The following is a 16,694-nucleotide window of genomic DNA, read 5'->3' as shown; positions in this document are numbered from 1 at the left end:
GGCGGTGAACGGCGGGCTGGGTCCCGTGATTAGATAGCGGAGTGTCACATGAGAATCTGCAGCGCACGGAAGCCGCGCAACGGTCAGCCCTGATCACGACCCACAGCTACGATGTGTCCCTGGACGTGCGGCAGGCAGCGGATCCCGACGTTACGGGATATACAAGCCGCAGCATCATCAGTTTCTCCGCCGCTGAGCCGGGCCAGTCCGCATTTTTGGATTTTATTGCCGGCGACATCCACAGCGTTTTCCTCAATGGAAAAGGGCTGCGGGTTGCCGATATTGTTGACGGCTCGCGGATTCGGCTGGACAACCTGCAGGCAGAAAACCAGGTAACGGTGACCGGAACCGCCCTGTACAGCCGTTCCGGCGAGGGCATGCACCGCTTTGTGGATCCGGCCGACGGCCAGTGCTACCTCTACACGCAGTACGAGCCCGCCGATGCCCGTCGGGTGTTCGCCAACTTTGAGCAGCCGGACCTCAAAGCCGAATTCACGTTCCACGTCATGGCGCCCTCGGGCTGGGAAGTGGCCTCCAACGGGGTCGAGGCCGCCCGCACGCAGTTGACCAGCGATCCGGCCACGAGCCGCTGGGACTTCGCCACCACCCGGCCCATGTCCACGTACATCACCACCGTGCTCGCCGGGCCGTACTTCAAAACCCAGGACCAGTGGAGCACCACCCTCGACGACGGCACGCCGCTGGAGGTGCCGCTTGCACTCTACTGCCGGGCCTCCATGGCGGAATCCTTCGATGCCGCTGAACTGTTCCGCCTGACCAAGAGCGGGCTGGACTTCTTCAGCCGGCTCTTCGACTTTCCCTACCCGTGGGGGAAATACGACCAGGCGTTCGTTCCCGAGTACAACCTTGGCGCGATGGAGAACCCGGGCATGGTCACCTTCACCGAAAGCTACGTGTTCACGTCCCGCGCCACCGATTCCCAATACCAGGCGCGCGCGAACACTCTGATGCACGAGATGGCCCACATGTGGTTCGGCGACCTCGTCACCATGCAGTGGTGGGACGACCTGTGGCTCAAGGAGTCGTTTGCCGACTACATGGGAACCCTCGGCGTCGACCGGGCGACTGACTGGGATACCGCCTGGGTGAACTTCGCGAACAAACGCAAGGCCTGGGCCTATGTCCAGGACCAGCTGCCCACGACGCACCCGATCGTTGCGGACATCCCCGACCTCGAAGCCGCAAAGCAGAACTTTGACGGCATCACCTACGCCAAGGGTGCGTCCGTTCTCAAGCAGCTGGTGGCGTACGTGGGGTTCGACGCGTTCATCGCCGGCTCGCGGCAGTATTTCCGCGACCACGCTTATGGAAACACCACGCTGGCGGATCTCCTGAAGGCCCTGAGCGCTTCTTCCGGCCGCGACCTGGCCGGCTGGGCAGCCTCCTGGCTGCAGACGTCCGGGATGTCCACGCTGTCGGTGGAAGTCGTCCCGGATGCGGCCGGGGACGACGGCGGACTCGGCACGGTGACAATCGTCCAGGATGCCGTGGACCCAGTCAGCGGACGTGTTGAGCTTCGCCCACACCGGCTGCGTGTGGGCTCCTACAACTTCGACGCCGACGGTGCCCTGGTCCGGACGGACAGTGTCGAAACAGATGTCACGGGGACCCGGACGGAGCTCCCGGAACTCGTCGGCCAACAGCGGCCGGCACTGCTCCTGGTGAATGACGACGACCTTACGTACGCCAAAGTACGGCTGGACGCAGCGTCCGAAGCCACCGCCCGTGCTTCCCTGGACAGGATTACCGACCCCATGGCGCGTGCCCTCTGCTGGACCGCCCTGTGGAACTCCGCCCGCGACGGCGAGAGCCCGGCCGCCCGGTACGTGGACGCGGTGAAGGCGTTTGGGCCCTCCGAAACCGGGATCGGCGTGTTGCTGAACATCCTCGACAACGCAAGCACCGCCGTCGAACGGTATACCGCCGCAGCCGGGCGGGACGCCGTGCGCAGGGATTTCCTGGCAGCCGCGGACAGCCAACTGGGGCTGGCCGCCCCTGGATCAGACCACCAGCTCGCGTGGGCACGGACGGTGGCTGCCGTCAGCCGCCATGAGGCCGCGCTCCTCCCCCGGCTCAGGGGCCTGCTGGACGGCACGGTTGACGTGGACGGCCTCGCTGTTGACGCGGACCTGCGCTGGAGCCTGTGGCATGCGCTGGCAGCACACGGCCAGGCCACCGAGGGAGAACTGGATGCTGAGCTGGGACGGGATACCACCGCTTCGGGCCGGACCGGCCACGCGACCGCCCTGGCCGCCCGTCCGGATCCTGATGTCAAAGCGGCTGCCTGGAAGGCAGCCGTTGAGGGGACGGAGTTGTCGAACCAGCTCCTCAGCGCCACTATCGCGGGCTTCACCACAGCGCCCTCCGCGCTGCTGGAACCCTACATCGGGCCGTACTACGACTGCCTTCGCAGCGTCTGGGACAACCGGAGCATTGAAATCGCCAGCAGGATCGTCCGCGGCCTCTACCCCATGGCGCAGGACCTTCCGGCGGGGACACTGCCGGAGCAGCACGCCGTGGTGCTCCGCACGGATACCTGGCTGGAGGCGAATGACGACGCCCCACGGGCCCTGCGCAGGATCATCGTGGAACAGCGCAGCCACCTGGTCCGGGCGCTCACCGCACAGGCTCTTGCCTCAACACCGTCGAGTGCTCCGTAACTGCCCTTTTGACCGGCGATAACGGCAGTTACGGAGCAACGGATCTAGGGAACGCGGTGCAGCCACTCCTCGGTGCCGAACTTTGTAGCCACCCGGTCGCGCGCGGCGTCCAGCTCGGCGGCGGTCAGTTCCGACGGGGTGGCTGCATAGCGTTCACTGAACACGTCCATCATCGCGGCGATGATCTCCGTGCGGGCCAGCCCGGTCTGCCGGCGGAGCGGATCCACCCGTTTCTTGGCGCTGCGGGTTCCTTTATCCGAGAGCTTTTCCTTGCCGATGCGCAGCACTTCCACCATCTTGTCCGCGTCGATGTCATAGCTCATGGTGACGTGGTGCAGCATGCCGCCGTTGGCCAGTCTCTTCTGCGCGGCGCCACCGATCTTGCCCTGGTCCGTGGCGATGTCGTTCAGGGGCACGTAAAACGCCGTGACCCCGATTTTCTCGAGTGCGGACATCACCCAGGCGTCCAGGAACGCGTACGAGTCGGCGAAGCTGATCCCGTCCACGAGGGTCTGCGGCAGGTACAACGAATACGTGATGCAGTTGCCTGCCTCCATGAACATCGCACCGCCGCCACTGATGCGGCGGACCACGGTGATGCCGTGCCGGGCGACGCCGTCGGGATCCAGTTCGTTGCGGACGGACTGGAAGCTGCCGATCACCACGGACGGTTCCTCCCAGTCCCAGAACCGCAGCGTGGGGTTGCGGCGGCCGGCGCCGACCTCTTCGGTCAGCACCTCGTCCAGGGCGACGTTGACGTGGGTGGGCAGCACCGTGGGGGAAAGGATGTTCCAGTGATGGTCGGACCAGGACGTTGCCCTGGCCAGGGCGCGGCGCACGGTGATGGCCACTGCGTCGGCCGAAAAGCCGAACAGGACTGCGCCGGGAGGCAGCGAGGCAGTGACGGCGGCGGACAGCTCAGCCGCCGTCGTGGTTTCCGGGAGCCCGGTGAGGGCGCGGTTGATGTCCAGGAGAGCCTCATCGGGTTCCAGGAAGAAATCGCCGCTGACTGATACGCGGGTGAGGAGTCCGTCCTCGACGTCGAGATCCACCACCACGAACTTGCCACCGGGAACTTTGTACTCGCCGTGGTGGCGGCCGGGGGGATCGTCAGCGGGTATCGGCGTGTCAGTCATGCCTTCCATCCTGCCCCACATCCCAGCCGGAGACGCGGAACCAGCAAACGCAAAAAGCCCGCACCGTTGCCGGTGCGGGCTTTTCCAAAGAACCTTGGGGGTGAATTACTTCTTGCCGCCGAAGCCCTTGAAGCGAGCGTTGAAGCGCTCGACGCGGCCTGCAGAGTCCATGATGCGCTGCTTGCCCGTGTAGAACGGGTGGGACTCGGAGGAGATTTCGACGTCGATGACCGGGTAGGTGTTTCCGTCTTCCCACTCAATGGTCTTCTTGGAAGACACGGTGGACTTGGTCAGGAACTTGACGCCGGAAGCCAAGTCGTTGAAAACAACAGCTTCGTACTTCGGGTGGATATCAGACTTCATAATGGGACCTTTGTTCGCACAACTGGATTTTGCCAGCTGCCAGGTATGAGTGGGATGGCCGCGGTCTGCAACAGCAACAGCAGTACAGCTTTGCGGCCAGCTACCAATAATAGCGGATCACCGGCGTCCGAAGCTAACGGCCGCCGTCCGCGACATAAAGCTGCGTGACGGGGTCTACGCCCGTGGCCTGAGCTCCCAGAAAGCCACGGCCGACGCCGCAGCCACGTTAAGCGAGTCCACGCCCTCCCGCATGGGGATTTTAACGGCCAGGTCGACGGCGGCGAGTGTCTCGGCGCTCATGCCCGCACCCTCAGTGCCGAGCACCAGGGCAAGCCGGTCCGGATTCCGGGCGGCAAGGTCGTCCACGTCGACCGCGTCCCGGGTCAGTTCCAGGGCCGCCACGGTGAAGCCATGTTCTTTGAGAAGGGAAAGATCCTGCGGCCAGGACTCCAGCCGCGCCCACGGGACTTGGAAGACGGTACCCATGCTGACGCGGACACTTCGGCGGTAGAGCGGGTCCCCGCACCTCGGCGACACCAGGACGGCGTCGATGTCCAGCGCAGCCGCCGACCTGAAAATCGCCCCCACGTTGGTGTGGTCGACGATGTCTTCCAGGACAGCCACCCGGCGGGCCCCATCCAGCAGTTCGCCAAGCGGAACGGGCGCCGGCCGTTCCATCGCTGCCATGGCCCCGCGGTGCAGGTGGAAGCCGGTGATCTCCTCCAGCAGCGAAGCGTGGCCGATGAAGGCCGGGACATCCGGATAGGCGTCCAGGACATCGCGGAGGTCCGCCAGCCATTTCTCGGCGAGGAAGAAGGAGCGGGGCCGGTGGCCAGCGGCCAGGGCTCGCCGCAGTACACGCGAGGACTCGGCGATGTACATGCCTTCCGCAGGCTCGCGGAGCTTCCGCAAATGGACATCTGTCAGTTGGGTGTAGTCCGACACCCGGGGATCCCGGGCCGATTCGAGGTAGTGGATGGGCACCGGCTGATTATTTCAGCAGATTGGCGACCATGACGCCAAAAGCCATCAAACCGAGGGCAAAGATCACACCCCGGAGGACCGTGGGCGAGAGTCTCCGTCCTACTTTGGAGCCGAGGAGTCCGCCGATGGTTGAGCTGACCGCGATCAGAAGCACCACCAGCCAGTTGATGCGGTCAAAGGCGAAAGTGAAGTAGGAGACTGCCGCGACAAGGTTGACGCCGAGCACCAGGATGTTCTTCATGGCATTGGCGTTCTGGATGGTGCCGGTCAGGAACACGCCCAGGATGCCCACCAGCAGGATGCCCTGTGCGGCGACGAAGTAGCCACCGTAAACACCGGCGAGATAGACCAGCACCACGAGGAGGATACCGTGCTGTTTGTCCCGGACGGCGTGTTCAGGGTTTTCCTCGCGGTTGCGGACCCACGCCTGGAGACGGGGCTGGAAAACCACCATCAGCAGCGCGAGTACCAGGAGGACGGGAGCCACGTAGTGGAAGACCTCCTCCGGGAGGTGGAGGAGGAGCCAGGCGCCGGTGATGCCGCCAAGGAGCGACGCCGGCAGGAGCTTGAGGAGCTGCCGTCCCCTCCCCTTGAGCTCGCGGCGGTAGCCCCACGCACCGGCGGCAGTACCTGCCACCAGGCCCATGGCGTTGCTCATGGATGCCACTACGGGGGTGACCCCCAAAGCGATCAGGACAGGGAACGTAACCAGCGTTCCGGATCCCACAACGGCATTAATGGTGCCTGCCCACAGGCCGGCAAAGAACACAAAGGTACTGCTGAGAAGATCCACGGTGGACGGCGGCGCGGCCTAGCGGCGGGCGGTTGCGGTGTAGCGGCCGGAATTCTCCGTCACGTCCAGGGCCAGTCCAAAGGTAGTGGTGAGGTGCTCGTCCGTGAGGACCTCGGAGATCGGGCCTGCAGCTATCACGCCGCCGTCACGCAGCAACATTGCATGAGTGAAGCCCGGCGGGACTTCCTCCAGGTGGTGCGTGACCAGGACCATGGCCGGTGCGGCCTCGTCCTGCGCAAGTTCACTGAGCTTGTGGACGAGTTCCTCGCGCCCTCCCAGGTCCAGGCCGGCGGCGGGCTCATCCAGCAGCAGCAGTTCCGGATCCGTCATCAGGGCGCGGGCGATCTGGACGCGCTTGCGCTCACCTTCGGACAGCGTTGCGAATGTCCTGTTGAGCAGCGGCCCCATCCCCCAGGCGTTCAGCAAACGAAAGGCACGGCGCTCGTCATCGCGCTCGTATCCCTCGCGCCAACGGCCGGTCACGCCATACGCGGCCGTGACTACGACATTGAGGACGATCTCGTTCTCCGGGATCTGGGTGGCGAGCGATGCTGAGGAAAGACCGATACGGGGACGGAGCTCAAAAACGTCAACGCGGCCCAAGGTCTCGTCGAGAATCCCGGCCTTGCCGCTGCTCGGATGCAGGCGGGCTGCGGCTATCTGGAGAAGCGTCGTCTTTCCTGCGCCGTTCGGACCAAGGATGACCCAGCGTTCCCCTTCGTTGACCTGCCAGTCGACCTTGTCCAGCAGGGTTTTCTTGCCTCGGACAACGCTGACGGAAGCCAGTTCCAGAACATCACTCATAGGAGTAGACACTAGGACAAAACGGGGACCGACTGATAACTGATACGGCGTCTGCGATGCGGGTCACAACCGGCCCGTGCAAAGGCGCAATGAATTCGGGCCGCTTCCCCCGCGCTGGCTAAGATTGCAGCCATGACTCCGAACGTGACTGCGGTCAGCTATGGCCCGAAACTGACTGCCTCCGAGCTTGAACAGCTGCGCTCCATCCTGACCGCCAGCGGCGCCACTTTCCAGTCCGAATCCCGGGGCGGGGACAGCAGGTTCGAGGTCCACACCGCCGAGCTGGCCGTCGCTGGCGGGACGGATTCGGGCATCGCCACCCTCCGCCATGCGGTGGCGGAGGGTGCGCAGGACGGCCTGGACACAGCGATCGTTCCTGCCGCGCTCCGCGCCGCGCCGCGGAAGTTCCTGATCATGGATGTTGATTCGACGCTGATTCAGCAGGAAGTCATCGAACTCCTGGCCGCCTATGCGGGCAAGCGCGAGGAGGTTGCCGCGGTCACGGAAGCGGCCATGCGCGGTGAACTGGACTTCGCGCAGAGCCTGCACGCGCGGGTGGCCGTGCTCGCCGGGCTGCCGGCCGCCGTCGTCGATTCCGTCCGTGCGGAAGTGAGGCTGAGCGAGGGTGCCGCCGAACTCGTGGCCGCGTTCAAGGCTGCCGGACACGTGGTGGCGGTGGTCTCGGGCGGCTTCAACCAGATCCTGCGTCCGATCGCCGAGGACCTTGGCCTGGATTACTGGATCGCCAACGAGCTTGAAATCGTCGACGGCGTCCTGACCGGCAAGGTGCTCGGTGCCGTCATCGACCGGGCCGCGAAGGAAAAATACCTGCGGGAGTGGGCAGCGGCCGAGGGCGTCGCGATGGAACACACCATCGCCGTGGGTGACGGGGCCAACGACCTCGACATGCTCGGAGCTGCGGGGATCGGGGTGGCGTTCAACGCCAAGCCCGCCGTCCGTGCAGTGGCCGACTCCGCCGTCAACATGCCCTACCTGGATGCCGTGAGGCACATCGCCGGAGTTTGAGCCCCATGGCATCGTCTCGCTGTCGGGTGAATCAGCGGGTCCCCCTCGGGCCCTTCCCGCTCAGCCGGTTGGTGGCGTGAACTGGCTCGCGGTGAAGACAGCTCCGCCGGGATCCCGGATCAGGGCGGTGCGCGTCCACTCGGTATCGTCCTGCCCCAGGACGGCGGCGCCGAGGCGCACTGCGTCCTCGACGGCACGGTCACGGTCTGCGACCGTAAACGTCACATGCCACTGGGGAAGCTCACCGGGCATCGTGGAGGCAATCCAGGCGACAGCGTCCTCGAAGCCGCGGGGGGCGAGGTCGCCCGCCTGACGGGCCCTGATGTTGGGGTCCACGGTGGCTTCGAGGTGATCCCCGTATCCGGGGCGGCGGATCATAATTCCATAGTCGAGGTGGTCGAACTGCCAGTCGAATGCCTTTGTGTAGAAGGCGATGGCTGCCTCGGTGTCTGCAGTGTGGAGGTCGCTGAAGTTCCATCCGCCGGGCCTGTTGACCGCCTGGGCGCCGAGTCGCTCCCGGGCCTGCCAGATCCGGAATTCGACGCCTTCAGGGTCCGCCAGCACAGCCTGCACGCCTGCTGGGCCCGTGTCGGCAGGAGCCGATTTCACTGTTGCGCCGGCAGAGAGCAGGTGGCGCACGGCAGCCTCCGCTTCGTCGACGGAGACGTAGGTGTTCCATGCGGCGACACCGGTTCCGGGGCCCGTGATCGCGGCAGCCTCCTGGCCGTTCAGCGTGGCAATGACGTACCTGTGCGTGCCACCGGCCGAAGGAGTTTCCTCGAACTCCCACCCCAGGACTCCGCCGTAGAAGCGCATGGCTGCCTCCACGTCCGGCTGCTGGGTGTCCACCCAACAGGGAACACCTGCCGGATAGCTGCGGCGCGTCATCTCTGGTTGCTGTGCCATGCACAAAACCCTAGGCGGCATGGCCCCCACGGACAACGCCGTCGATTCACAGCCTGGACTTCACGACAGACAAAAAGCTCCGGGCAGGAGTACTGCCCGGAGCTCGTCACGATGATGGCTTGCCGCGTGGAGAACCGGCTCCGGGATGGATGCCGGAACGCTAGTTGGTGCCCTTGCCGAAGTAATCGGCGCCGCCGGCGTACTCTGTGTGGCCGGATTCGACGTCGGCGGTTGCCATGCTGGCCACGACTTCGGCGAATTCCTCCACGGAGTAGAGCTTGCCGGCTTCGGCGCGGCGGGCCTCGATTGCGCCCGGGTTTGACCGGTCAAGCAGGGTTGCCGTGACAGTGCCTTCGATCATGTCGCCCGAGACAACCACCAGGGAGATGCCCTTCTCGGCAAGGTTCGGGAGCAGCGCCCGGAGGGCGTCCTCGCCGGCGCGCTTGCTGCGGGCTACGGGCTCGTACTCCGGCATGGTGGGAACGGTGTTGATGAAGTGGGCCTGGTGGCTGGTCACGAAGACCACGCGCGAGCCCTCCTTCATCAGTGGCACAGCAGCGTTGAGCATGTTGACCTGCGCGTCCCGGTTCAGCTTCAGCGCGTAGTCATCCTCCATGCCGGATTCCATGCCGCCGGAAGCGTTCAGGACCAGGACGTCCAGGGAGCCGAAGTTTTCCATGGCTGCACTGGCCAGGGCCTGAACGCCTTCCAGCGTGGTCAGGTCCGCGCCAACGGCCGTTGCACGGCCGCCAGCGGCTTCGATACCGGCGACCACTTTGTTGGCGCGGGGCGCCTTCTGGCGGTAATTGACCACGACGGCGGCGCCCTCGCCAGCCAGGATCTTTGCCACTTCGGCGCCGATTCCGCGTGAGGATCCGGTCACGATGGCGGTTTTGTTGTCCAGCAGTCCCATACGAGCTCCCTTTGTTCGAAACGTCTAAATCGCTAGAGGTCTGCAGTCAATCATGCCAGCGCTGTTCCCGAATTCGCTTGTCCGACCCCCACAAAGAAGCCCGTCGCAGCTAGTGTCAGGGTCCTGGCCGGAGCCTTACCGTTCCCCGTTAGTGGCCCATGCCGAGGCCGCCGTCAACGGGGATGACTGCGCCGGAAATGTAAGCCGCCTCGTCGCTTGAGATCCAGCGGACAACGTTCGCCACTTCCGACGCCTCTGCAAAGCGGCCGGCCGGAATGCTGGAGAGGTAGTCCTTCTGCGTGGCCTCGGGCAGTTCTGCCGTCATGTCCGTGTTGATGAATCCCGGAGCCACAACGTTGGCCGTGATGCCGCGGGATCCCAGTTCCCGCGTCAGCGAACGGGCAACACCCACCAGACCGGCCTTGGAGGCGGAGTAATTGATCTGGCCCGGTGCGCCGTACAGGCCGGAAACGGAGGAGATGAGCACCACGCGGCCCTTGCGCATCCGGATCATTCCCTTCGACGCGCGCTTGATGACTCGGAAGGCGCCCGTGAGGTTGGTGTCGATGACGGACGTAAAGTCATCCTCACTCATGCGCAGCAGGAGGGTGTCCTTGGTGATGCCCGCGTTTGCCACGAGGACCTCCACCGGGCCGTGCGCGGCTTCCACTTCGGTGAACGCCCCGTCCACTGAGGCCTCGTCCGTCACGTCGGCCTTGACGCCCAGTATCCCGGCCGGCAGCTCCGACGGGCTCCGGTAGGTCACGGCCACCTTGTCTCCGTTGGCCAGAAAGGCCTCGGCGATGGCCAGGCCGATGCCGCGGTTTCCACCGGTGATCAGGACGCTTCGGGCCGCAGTAGCTGCTTCAGACATTAATTGCTCCGGGATTCTGCGGCAGGTTGCACCGCGGTAGGAAGAGGGTGTGATTTTGCTGCCTCCGATCTTAGCCCGCGTTTGGGAGCCACTGCCGATGGTGAGAGAATTGAGGCAAGCCTTTGGAGCGTGATCAATCAGCCGTGACCCTTGAAAACCATGCCGGACAGCCCGCGCCCGGAGACCCGGATCGGTTCTCCGGCGATTCGGGGGTCCACAGCATCACGGACGCTGCGTCGGCCCACTCCGAGGACATGCACCAGCGGATGGTCAAGTACGCGCTTGCTATGGGAATCCGTATGGTCTGCCTTATTCTCATTTTTGTGGTGGACGGCTGGTTCAAGCTCGTGATGGTTGCAGGGGCAGTTTTCCTCCCGTGGATAGCAGTGGTCATCGCCAACGGAAGCGACAAAGCGGAGATCCACAGCGACTCGCTGCTCGACTCCGCCCCGCTTGCCGAACTGGAAGGGCCCAGCTGGCCGCCGGCCCACGAGGAGGGACCGGACGACGACGTCCTGCAGGGCGAACTCATTGTTGAGGACGACGAACCAAACAACGGCGAGGAACGGCGCGCTTCATGAATATTTTCGACCTGGCCGCGGGGACTCCCGGTCCCGCGCCGGCCGCAGTTGCCATGTGCTCCCGGAAAGCCTGCCGTTCCGGGGCCTCGTGGCAGCTGCTCTGGAACAATCCCAAGATCCATACTCCGGAGCGACGCAAGATCTGGCTCGCCTGCGGCGAACACCGCGACTGGCTGGAGGACTACCTCCAGACCCGCGGGCTCTGGAAGGAAACCGTGCCGCTGGGAACGGATGCCGGGGATGGCTCCCCGGGGCAGGGGCAGGACGGCTGAATGTACCGCTTCCTCTTTTCCAGCAAGTGGCTTGGCTACCTCCTCCTCGCCGCGGTCTTTGCAACTGCCTGCGTCTTCCTGGGCCGCTGGCAGATGGACCGCCGGGCTGAATCGCTCGCCGAGATCAACCGCGTGTTGTCCAACTACTCGGCACCGCCGGTCCCGTTCGCCGAGGTCAAGGACGAGTTCAACCAGATGGAGCCTGAGAAGGAATGGACGCAGGTTGAACTCAAGGGACGCTACGACGCGGCAGGCCAGCGGATTGTCCGCAACAGGCCATTGAACGGCCAGCCTGGCTACGAAGTCGTGGTGCCGTTCAGGCTGGATACCGGCGAGACTGTGGTAATCGACCGCGGCTGGCTGCCCATCGGCAACAACAATCCTGGCCGCCCGGACTCAGTCCCCGCCCCGCCGGCAGGTGACGTGACCGCCGTCGTCCGTATGAAGCCGGCTGAACCGACGCTTCAGCGCGGTGCCCCGGACGGCCAGTTGGCGTCCATTGACCTCCGCGTATACGCCGAGGAACTCGGGTACCCTGTGCTGACGGGAGCCTACGGCCAGCTCGCGTCGGAGAATCCCCCGGCTGCGGAGATGCCTTTCCCGTTCCCCATGCCATCCACGGAGGAAGGCACCCACCTGTCCTACTCCCTGCAGTGGTTTGCCTTCGGCGTGCTGATGTTCGTGGGCTTCGGCTACGCTGCCCGGCAACAGGCCCGGAACGCAGCGATCGACGCAGAAGATGAGGCTGACGGTGAGGAAGGCTCGCGGAACTCCGGCAGCGCGGTGCACTCGGCTGCCGCGGCAGCCCGCCGTCGTCCGCCGCTGCCGCGCAAGCGAAAGCGCCCGACCGCCGAAGAAGAAGACGCCCTCCTGGACGCCCAGGGCTACTAAAGCTGCACAGTAGCGACGCTGTCGCTCCCGTGCCGCGCGTGCGTACTTGCGTTCGCTCCGCAACGCGAGTGATTTCCCGCGTGCTGGCTCGTCCTCCCCACCGTCTCCCTAGCTCGCAAGCTCGGCCAGGGAACCCGGACGGCGTGGCCCCTCGCCTCTGACGCACGCTACATAAATCACCCACGCTGCTGCGCTGGTGCCTAGGGCACCGGAGGTGAAAGCACGACGGCGGGACTGGCGAACTGAGCCAGCTCGGCTTCTGTCCGCGGCGGGTTGGGAAAAGGAAAGATCCGCCGAGCCACCCCCCCACTTCGTCCTGCACCCCACCGGCCAGGAAAGAAGACGGCGTCCGCTCGTTAGATACAGAAACGGTCCGAAGGTTGCTGGACAGGGTCCGGACGTGCGGCGAACTGACTGTCTGCTGGCAACTGAACCGGGCTGATCGGTGACCTGCCCACGAGCGAAGCGACGTGGTTGATTTGTGTAGCGTGCGTCTAAGCGAGGCACGAGCGAGCACGCGGCAAATCGAGCACGGTGCTGAGCGGAAGGCGACTACGGGTGCCCTAGGTGGGACCGAGCCTAAGCCAGCGTAATCAGGTCCAGGTAGTCTTCGTTCCAGTGGTCCTCAATACCATCAGGCAGCAGGACAACGCGCTCAGGATTCAGCGCCTCGACTGCCCCTTCGTCGTGGCTCACCAGGACAACGGCGCCGGAGTAATTCCGCAATGCCCCGAGGATTTCGGCGCGGCTGGCAGGATCCAGGTTGTTGGTGGGCTCGTCAAGGAGGAGCACGTTGGCACTGGAAGCCACGATGGTGGCCAGGGCCAGGCGGGTCTTCTCACCGCCGGAGAGCACACCGGCAGGCTTGTCGACGTCGTCGCCCGAGAACAGGAACGAGCCGAGGATGCCGCGGACTTCCGCGTCCTTCATGTCGGGAGCGGAGGAGCGCATGTTCTCGAGGACGGTGCGGTCGACGTCGAGCGTTTCGTGTTCCTGGGCGTAGTAGCCCACCTTCAGGCCGTGTCCGGCAATGACGTCGCCGGTATCGGGCTTGTCCACTCCGGCGAGCATTCGCAGCAGGGTGGTCTTGCCGGCGCCGTTCAGCCCCAGGATGACCACCTTGGAGCCGCGGTCGATTGCCAGGTCGACGTCCGTGAAGATCTCCAGCGAACCGTAGGACTTGCTGAGGCCCTCGGCGGTAAGCGGCGTCCTGCCGCAGGGCGAAGGGTCAGGGAAACGGAGGGCAGCCACGCGGTCGTTTTCGCGCACGGCTTCCAGTCCGCTGAGCAGGCGCTCGGCGCGCTTGGCCATGTTCTGCGCCGCCACGGCCTTGGTGGCCTTCGCCCGCATCTTGTTGGCCTGGTCGAACAGGACCTGGGCCTTCTTTTCAGCGTTGGCGCGTTCGCGCTTGCGGGCGCGTTCGTCTGTTTCGCGCTGCGTGAGGTAGCGCTTCCAGTCCATGTTGTAGAAATCGATCTGGGCGCGGTTGGCGTCCAGCAGGAACACCTTGTTGACAGTGGCTTCGAGCAGTTCCGTGTCGTGGCTGATCACGATCAGGCCGCCCTGGTGGTTCTTGAGGAAGTCACGCAGCCAGGCGATGGAATCGGCGTCGAGGTGGTTGGTGGGCTCATCGAGAAGCATGGTTTCGGCGTCCGAGTACAGGATGCGCGCTAGTTCCACACGGCGCCGCTGGCCACCGGAGAGTGTCCTGAGGGGCTGGTTCAGCAGGCGGTCCGGCAGGGCAAGGTTGGAGCAGATCGCAGCCGCCTCGGCCTCTGCCGCATAGCCGCCAGCCGCCAGGAATTCGGATTCCAGCCGGTCATAGCGGTTCATGGCCTTTCGCTGGATATTGGCGTCTTCGCTGGCCATCTCTTCATGGGCCACCCGGAGCTTGCCGACGGCGATGTCCAGGCCGCGGACGGACAGGATACGGTCGCGGGCAAGCTGCTCCATGTCCGGCGTGCGGGGGTCCTGGGGCAGGTAGCCGATCTCGCCGGTGCGGGTCACCTTGCCCGCGGCCGGCAGGCCCTCGCCGGCGAGGACACGCGTCAGGGTGGTCTTGCCTGCACCGTTCCGGCCCACCAGGCCGATCTTGTCGCCCCTGTCGATGCGGAAGCTCACCTGGTCCATAAGGAGCCGGGCGCCGGCGCGCAGTTCAAGATCCTGGACGGTAATCACAGCAGGTAAGGCCTTTCACAACAGGGAACGCCACAGCCCAACAACGGATGAAGTCTGGAAGGAACCGGGCAGAGAGGCCGGAGAACGGCCTATACAAGTCTACCGGCCACAGCCTCAGACCATAACCGCGTTGGTTGCCCGCCCGTTCCGGGTTCCGGACGGCAGTCCTTGCCGGGGTCAGGGGGATCCCTTTGTGGCCTGCCGTCACAAGTGCGCGGTCCGTTTAGTGGATCCCCTACAAAATAGTTCCCGACGGCGGACGGTAACGTCAGGAACACCCCCATGCTTCGTTTGTATAACCCCGACAGGACTTCCATGAGCCAGACAGACACTGCCGTCAACGGCGCCGCGTCCCCCGCCCGCAGCCGCTGGAACGCCACCGACCTTGGCCTGATCGCCGTTTTCGCCGCGCTCGTCGCAGGCTCCGCGCTGGTTCCCGGCATCGCGGCGAACGTTTTCGGCATCCCCATCACTTTCCAGACCCTCGCGGTGATGCTCACCGGCCTGATGCTCGGCCCCGCACGCGGTTTCGCCGCCGTGGGCCTGTACACCCTGCTGGGCCTGGCCGGCCTGCCGATCTTCAGCCAGGGACGCAGCGGCCTCGGCATCCTGGCCGGACCGTCAGCCGGCTACATCATCGCCTTCCCCGTTGCCGCGGCACTCGTCGGCTGGCTCGCCACGGTGGTCATCCGGCGCACCACGCGCGCCCGGGCTCTGTGGTTCTTCCTGGCTGCCACGGTGACCAGCATCCTGGTGGTGCACTCGCTGGGGATCGCAGGCATCGTGATCAACACCAAGACCGGACTGGGCCAGGCGTTCATGGCCGACCTGGTCTTCTACCCCGGAGATGTGATCAAGAATGTCCTCGCCGCCGCGGTTGCTGTGGCCCTGCACCGCGCATTTCCCGACGTCCTGGTCCGCCGCGTGAACCGGATCAAACGCTAGCCAGCCATGCCAACTATTTCCTTTCGGCAGGCTTCCGTGGCTGTTGCCGTTGACAGCCATCCGGAGCCCAAAACTCTGCTCCACGGTGTCACGCTGGAGTTGACCGAACGGCGCATCGGCGTGATCGGTGCCAACGGGTCCGGCAAGTCGACGCTGCTGCGCCTGGTCAACGGCCTGGTCCAGCCCAGCTCCGGCACGGTTGCCGTGGATGGCGACGATACCGTCCACGCCGTCCGGGCAGTCAGGCGGAACGTCGGCTTCGTCTTCACTGATCCCCTGTCCCAGCTGGTCATGCCGACCGGGCGGGAAGATGTTGAACTTTCGCTCCGCCGCTCCATTCGGAATGGAACGGAGCGGCGGCGCCTGGCGGAGGCAGCCCTGGAGCGGTTCGGGCTGCTGGGCCTTGCGGACCAGAGCATCTATGAGCTCTCGGGCGGCGAACGCCAGCTGATGGCGCTGGCCGCTGTCCTTGCCGTGAACCCCTCGGTGCTGGTGCTCGATGAACCATCCACGCTGCTGGACCTGCGTAACCGCGAACTCCTGCGCCGCACGCTGGGTGCGCTGGAACAGCAAATCCTGATGTCCACCCACGACCTTGAGTTGGCCCTGGACATGGACCGCGTCCTGGTGGTTGAGGCGGGCCGCGTGGTGTTCGACGGCCCGCCCGCCCAGGCCGTGGACCGCTACCGCACGCTGTGTGCCGAAGGCCTGGCCGCGCCGTGAGGGGGCACGGATTCCTGCTGGCGAACTACGTCCCGGGGAATTCTGTCATCCACCGCTGCCCGCTGGCATTGAAGTTCCTGCTGGTTTTTGGCTGCGGTCTCGCGTCATTCCTCATAGTGGACTGGCTTGTGTCCGCCGGTGTCCTTGCCGTGATGTCCGGGCTGTACCTGCTTACCGGGGCAGGCCCGCGCCGGCTACTCGGTGCCATCCGTCCCTTGCTGCTCGTCCTGCCCGTGATCGGGCTGTTCCAGTGGTGGCAGCTCGGCGGACCCACCGCGGCCCGGATCGTCCTGAACATCCTGGTGTGCGTGGTGGCGGCATCCTTGCTGACGGCGACCACGCCCATGCAGCGGCTGCTGGACGGCGTGGTGTCACTGGCCTCACCGTTCCGGCGTTTCGGCGCCGACCCTGAACGCTTCGCGCTGACCATCGCCGTGATGCTGCGGAGCATCCCCTACATTGCCGGCGCGTTCGCCGACGTCCGTGACTCCGCACGGGCGCGGGGGCTGGACCGGAACCCGCGCGCGCTGGTGCTGCCCGTCTTTATCACCACCGTGGCCTTTGCGCGCCAGACCGGGGAGGCCCTGGCTGCCCGCGGACTCGGCGACGCTGATGACTGACTGC

At 65.3% G+C, this 16,694-nt stretch carries 17 protein-coding genes; 8 read left to right on the top strand and 9 right to left on the bottom strand.

The features are described 5' to 3' along the window. The first annotated feature begins 41 nt into the window (after positions 1-41). Positions 42-2,681 (top strand): aminopeptidase N, encoded by a 2,640-nt coding sequence (gene pepN / locus AU175_RS14820; RefSeq protein ID WP_066291275.1) that lies wholly within the window; start codon positions 42-44, stop codon positions 2,679-2,681. Positions 2,682-2,725: 44 nt separating this feature from the next. Here the strand turns inward: pepN and AU175_RS14815 are convergent, their stop codons facing one another. The 5 genes from AU175_RS14815 to AU175_RS14795 form a co-directional block, all read right to left on the bottom strand. Continuing rightward, positions 2,726-3,817, bottom strand: a complete 1,092-nt coding sequence (locus AU175_RS14815; RefSeq protein WP_066291273.1) for a lipoyl protein ligase domain-containing protein — start codon at positions 3,815-3,817, stop codon at positions 2,726-2,728. Between the two features lie 105 nt (positions 3,818-3,922). Continuing rightward, complete coding sequence (locus AU175_RS14810; protein ID WP_028267311.1) at positions 3,923-4,180, bottom strand: type B 50S ribosomal protein L31; 258 nt, start codon at positions 4,178-4,180, stop codon at positions 3,923-3,925. Positions 4,181-4,354: 174 nt separating this feature from the next. Beyond that, the gene (locus AU175_RS14805; protein ID WP_066291268.1) at positions 4,355-5,164 is read right to left on the bottom strand and encodes a TrmH family RNA methyltransferase; all 810 of its coding nucleotides are present in this window, start codon (positions 5,162-5,164) and stop codon (positions 4,355-4,357) included. A 7-nt stretch (positions 5,165-5,171) separates the two neighbouring features. Further along, positions 5,172-5,957: a sulfite exporter TauE/SafE family protein gene (locus tag AU175_RS14800; protein ID WP_066291266.1), complete on the bottom strand. Its 786-nt coding sequence runs from the start codon at positions 5,955-5,957 to the stop codon at positions 5,172-5,174. 18 nt (positions 5,958-5,975) lie between these two features. Beyond that, positions 5,976-6,761 carry an ABC transporter ATP-binding protein gene (locus tag AU175_RS14795; RefSeq protein ID WP_066291261.1) on the bottom strand — a complete coding sequence of 262 codons (786 nt, stop codon included), beginning with the start codon at positions 6,759-6,761 and terminating at the stop codon, positions 5,976-5,978. Between the two features lie 132 nt (positions 6,762-6,893). Between AU175_RS14795 and serB the strand changes: the two genes are divergently transcribed. Beyond that, on the top strand, positions 6,894-7,787 hold the full coding sequence (gene serB / locus AU175_RS14790; RefSeq protein ID WP_066291256.1) for a phosphoserine phosphatase SerB: 894 nt from the start codon (positions 6,894-6,896) through the stop codon (positions 7,785-7,787). 60 nt (positions 7,788-7,847) lie between these two features. On the opposite strand, the gene AU175_RS14785 is transcribed toward serB, so the two are convergent. The 3 genes from AU175_RS14785 to fabG form a co-directional block, all read right to left on the bottom strand. Beyond that, positions 7,848-8,693 (bottom strand): VOC family protein, encoded by an 846-nt coding sequence (locus AU175_RS14785; protein ID WP_231938625.1) that lies wholly within the window; start codon positions 8,691-8,693, stop codon positions 7,848-7,850. A 160-nt stretch (positions 8,694-8,853) separates the two neighbouring features. Continuing rightward, positions 8,854-9,606, bottom strand: coding sequence for an SDR family oxidoreductase (locus tag AU175_RS14780; RefSeq protein ID WP_066291252.1), 753 nt, complete (start codon positions 9,604-9,606; stop codon positions 8,854-8,856). A gap of 148 nt (positions 9,607-9,754) precedes the next feature. Further along, positions 9,755-10,480, bottom strand: a complete 726-nt coding sequence (gene fabG / locus AU175_RS14775) for a 3-oxoacyl-ACP reductase FabG (RefSeq protein ID WP_066291250.1) — start codon at positions 10,478-10,480, stop codon at positions 9,755-9,757. A 143-nt stretch (positions 10,481-10,623) separates the two neighbouring features. Here fabG and AU175_RS14770 point away from each other — a divergent pair, with 143 nt between their 5' ends. The 3 genes from AU175_RS14770 to AU175_RS14760 are packed head-to-tail and all read left to right on the top strand — an operon-like array spanning position 10,624 to position 12,224. Continuing rightward, positions 10,624-11,061, top strand: coding sequence for a DUF3099 domain-containing protein (locus AU175_RS14770; RefSeq protein WP_066291249.1), 438 nt, complete (start codon positions 10,624-10,626; stop codon positions 11,059-11,061). Beyond that, positions 11,058-11,333 (top strand): hypothetical protein, encoded by a 276-nt coding sequence (locus AU175_RS14765; RefSeq protein WP_066291248.1) that lies wholly within the window; start codon positions 11,058-11,060, stop codon positions 11,331-11,333. The genes AU175_RS14770 and AU175_RS14765 overlap by 4 nt, the downstream gene beginning before the upstream one ends. Next, the gene (locus tag AU175_RS14760) at positions 11,334-12,224 is read left to right on the top strand and encodes an SURF1 family cytochrome oxidase biogenesis protein (RefSeq protein WP_066291241.1); all 891 of its coding nucleotides are present in this window, start codon (positions 11,334-11,336) and stop codon (positions 12,222-12,224) included. It abuts the gene before it with no gap. A 579-nt stretch (positions 12,225-12,803) separates the two neighbouring features. On the opposite strand, the gene AU175_RS14755 is transcribed toward AU175_RS14760, so the two are convergent. Continuing rightward, positions 12,804-14,402: an ABC-F family ATP-binding cassette domain-containing protein gene (locus AU175_RS14755; protein WP_066291239.1), complete on the bottom strand. Its 1,599-nt coding sequence runs from the start codon at positions 14,400-14,402 to the stop codon at positions 12,804-12,806. A 315-nt stretch (positions 14,403-14,717) separates the two neighbouring features. Between AU175_RS14755 and AU175_RS14750 the strand changes: the two genes are divergently transcribed. From AU175_RS14750 to AU175_RS14740, 3 genes are read left to right on the top strand one after another with little or no spacing between them, the layout of a single operon-like run. Then, the gene (locus AU175_RS14750; RefSeq protein ID WP_066291234.1) at positions 14,718-15,347 is read left to right on the top strand and encodes a biotin transporter BioY; all 630 of its coding nucleotides are present in this window, start codon (positions 14,718-14,720) and stop codon (positions 15,345-15,347) included. A 6-nt stretch (positions 15,348-15,353) separates the two neighbouring features. Then, positions 15,354-16,070 (top strand): energy-coupling factor ABC transporter ATP-binding protein, encoded by a 717-nt coding sequence (locus tag AU175_RS14745; RefSeq protein WP_066291231.1) that lies wholly within the window; start codon positions 15,354-15,356, stop codon positions 16,068-16,070. Next, a complete protein-coding gene (locus AU175_RS14740) occupies positions 16,067-16,690 on the top strand; it encodes an energy-coupling factor transporter transmembrane component T family protein (RefSeq protein WP_066291229.1) in 624 nt (207 codons plus the stop codon). Before AU175_RS14745 ends, AU175_RS14740 begins: the two co-directional genes overlap by 4 nt. Positions 16,691-16,694 lie beyond the last annotated feature (4 nt).

Source organism: Arthrobacter sp. B6, from assembly GCF_001663775.1.
GTDB lineage: Bacteria > Actinomycetota > Actinomycetes > Actinomycetales > Micrococcaceae > Arthrobacter.
This window is presented reverse-complemented; position numbering and strand designations above follow the sequence as displayed.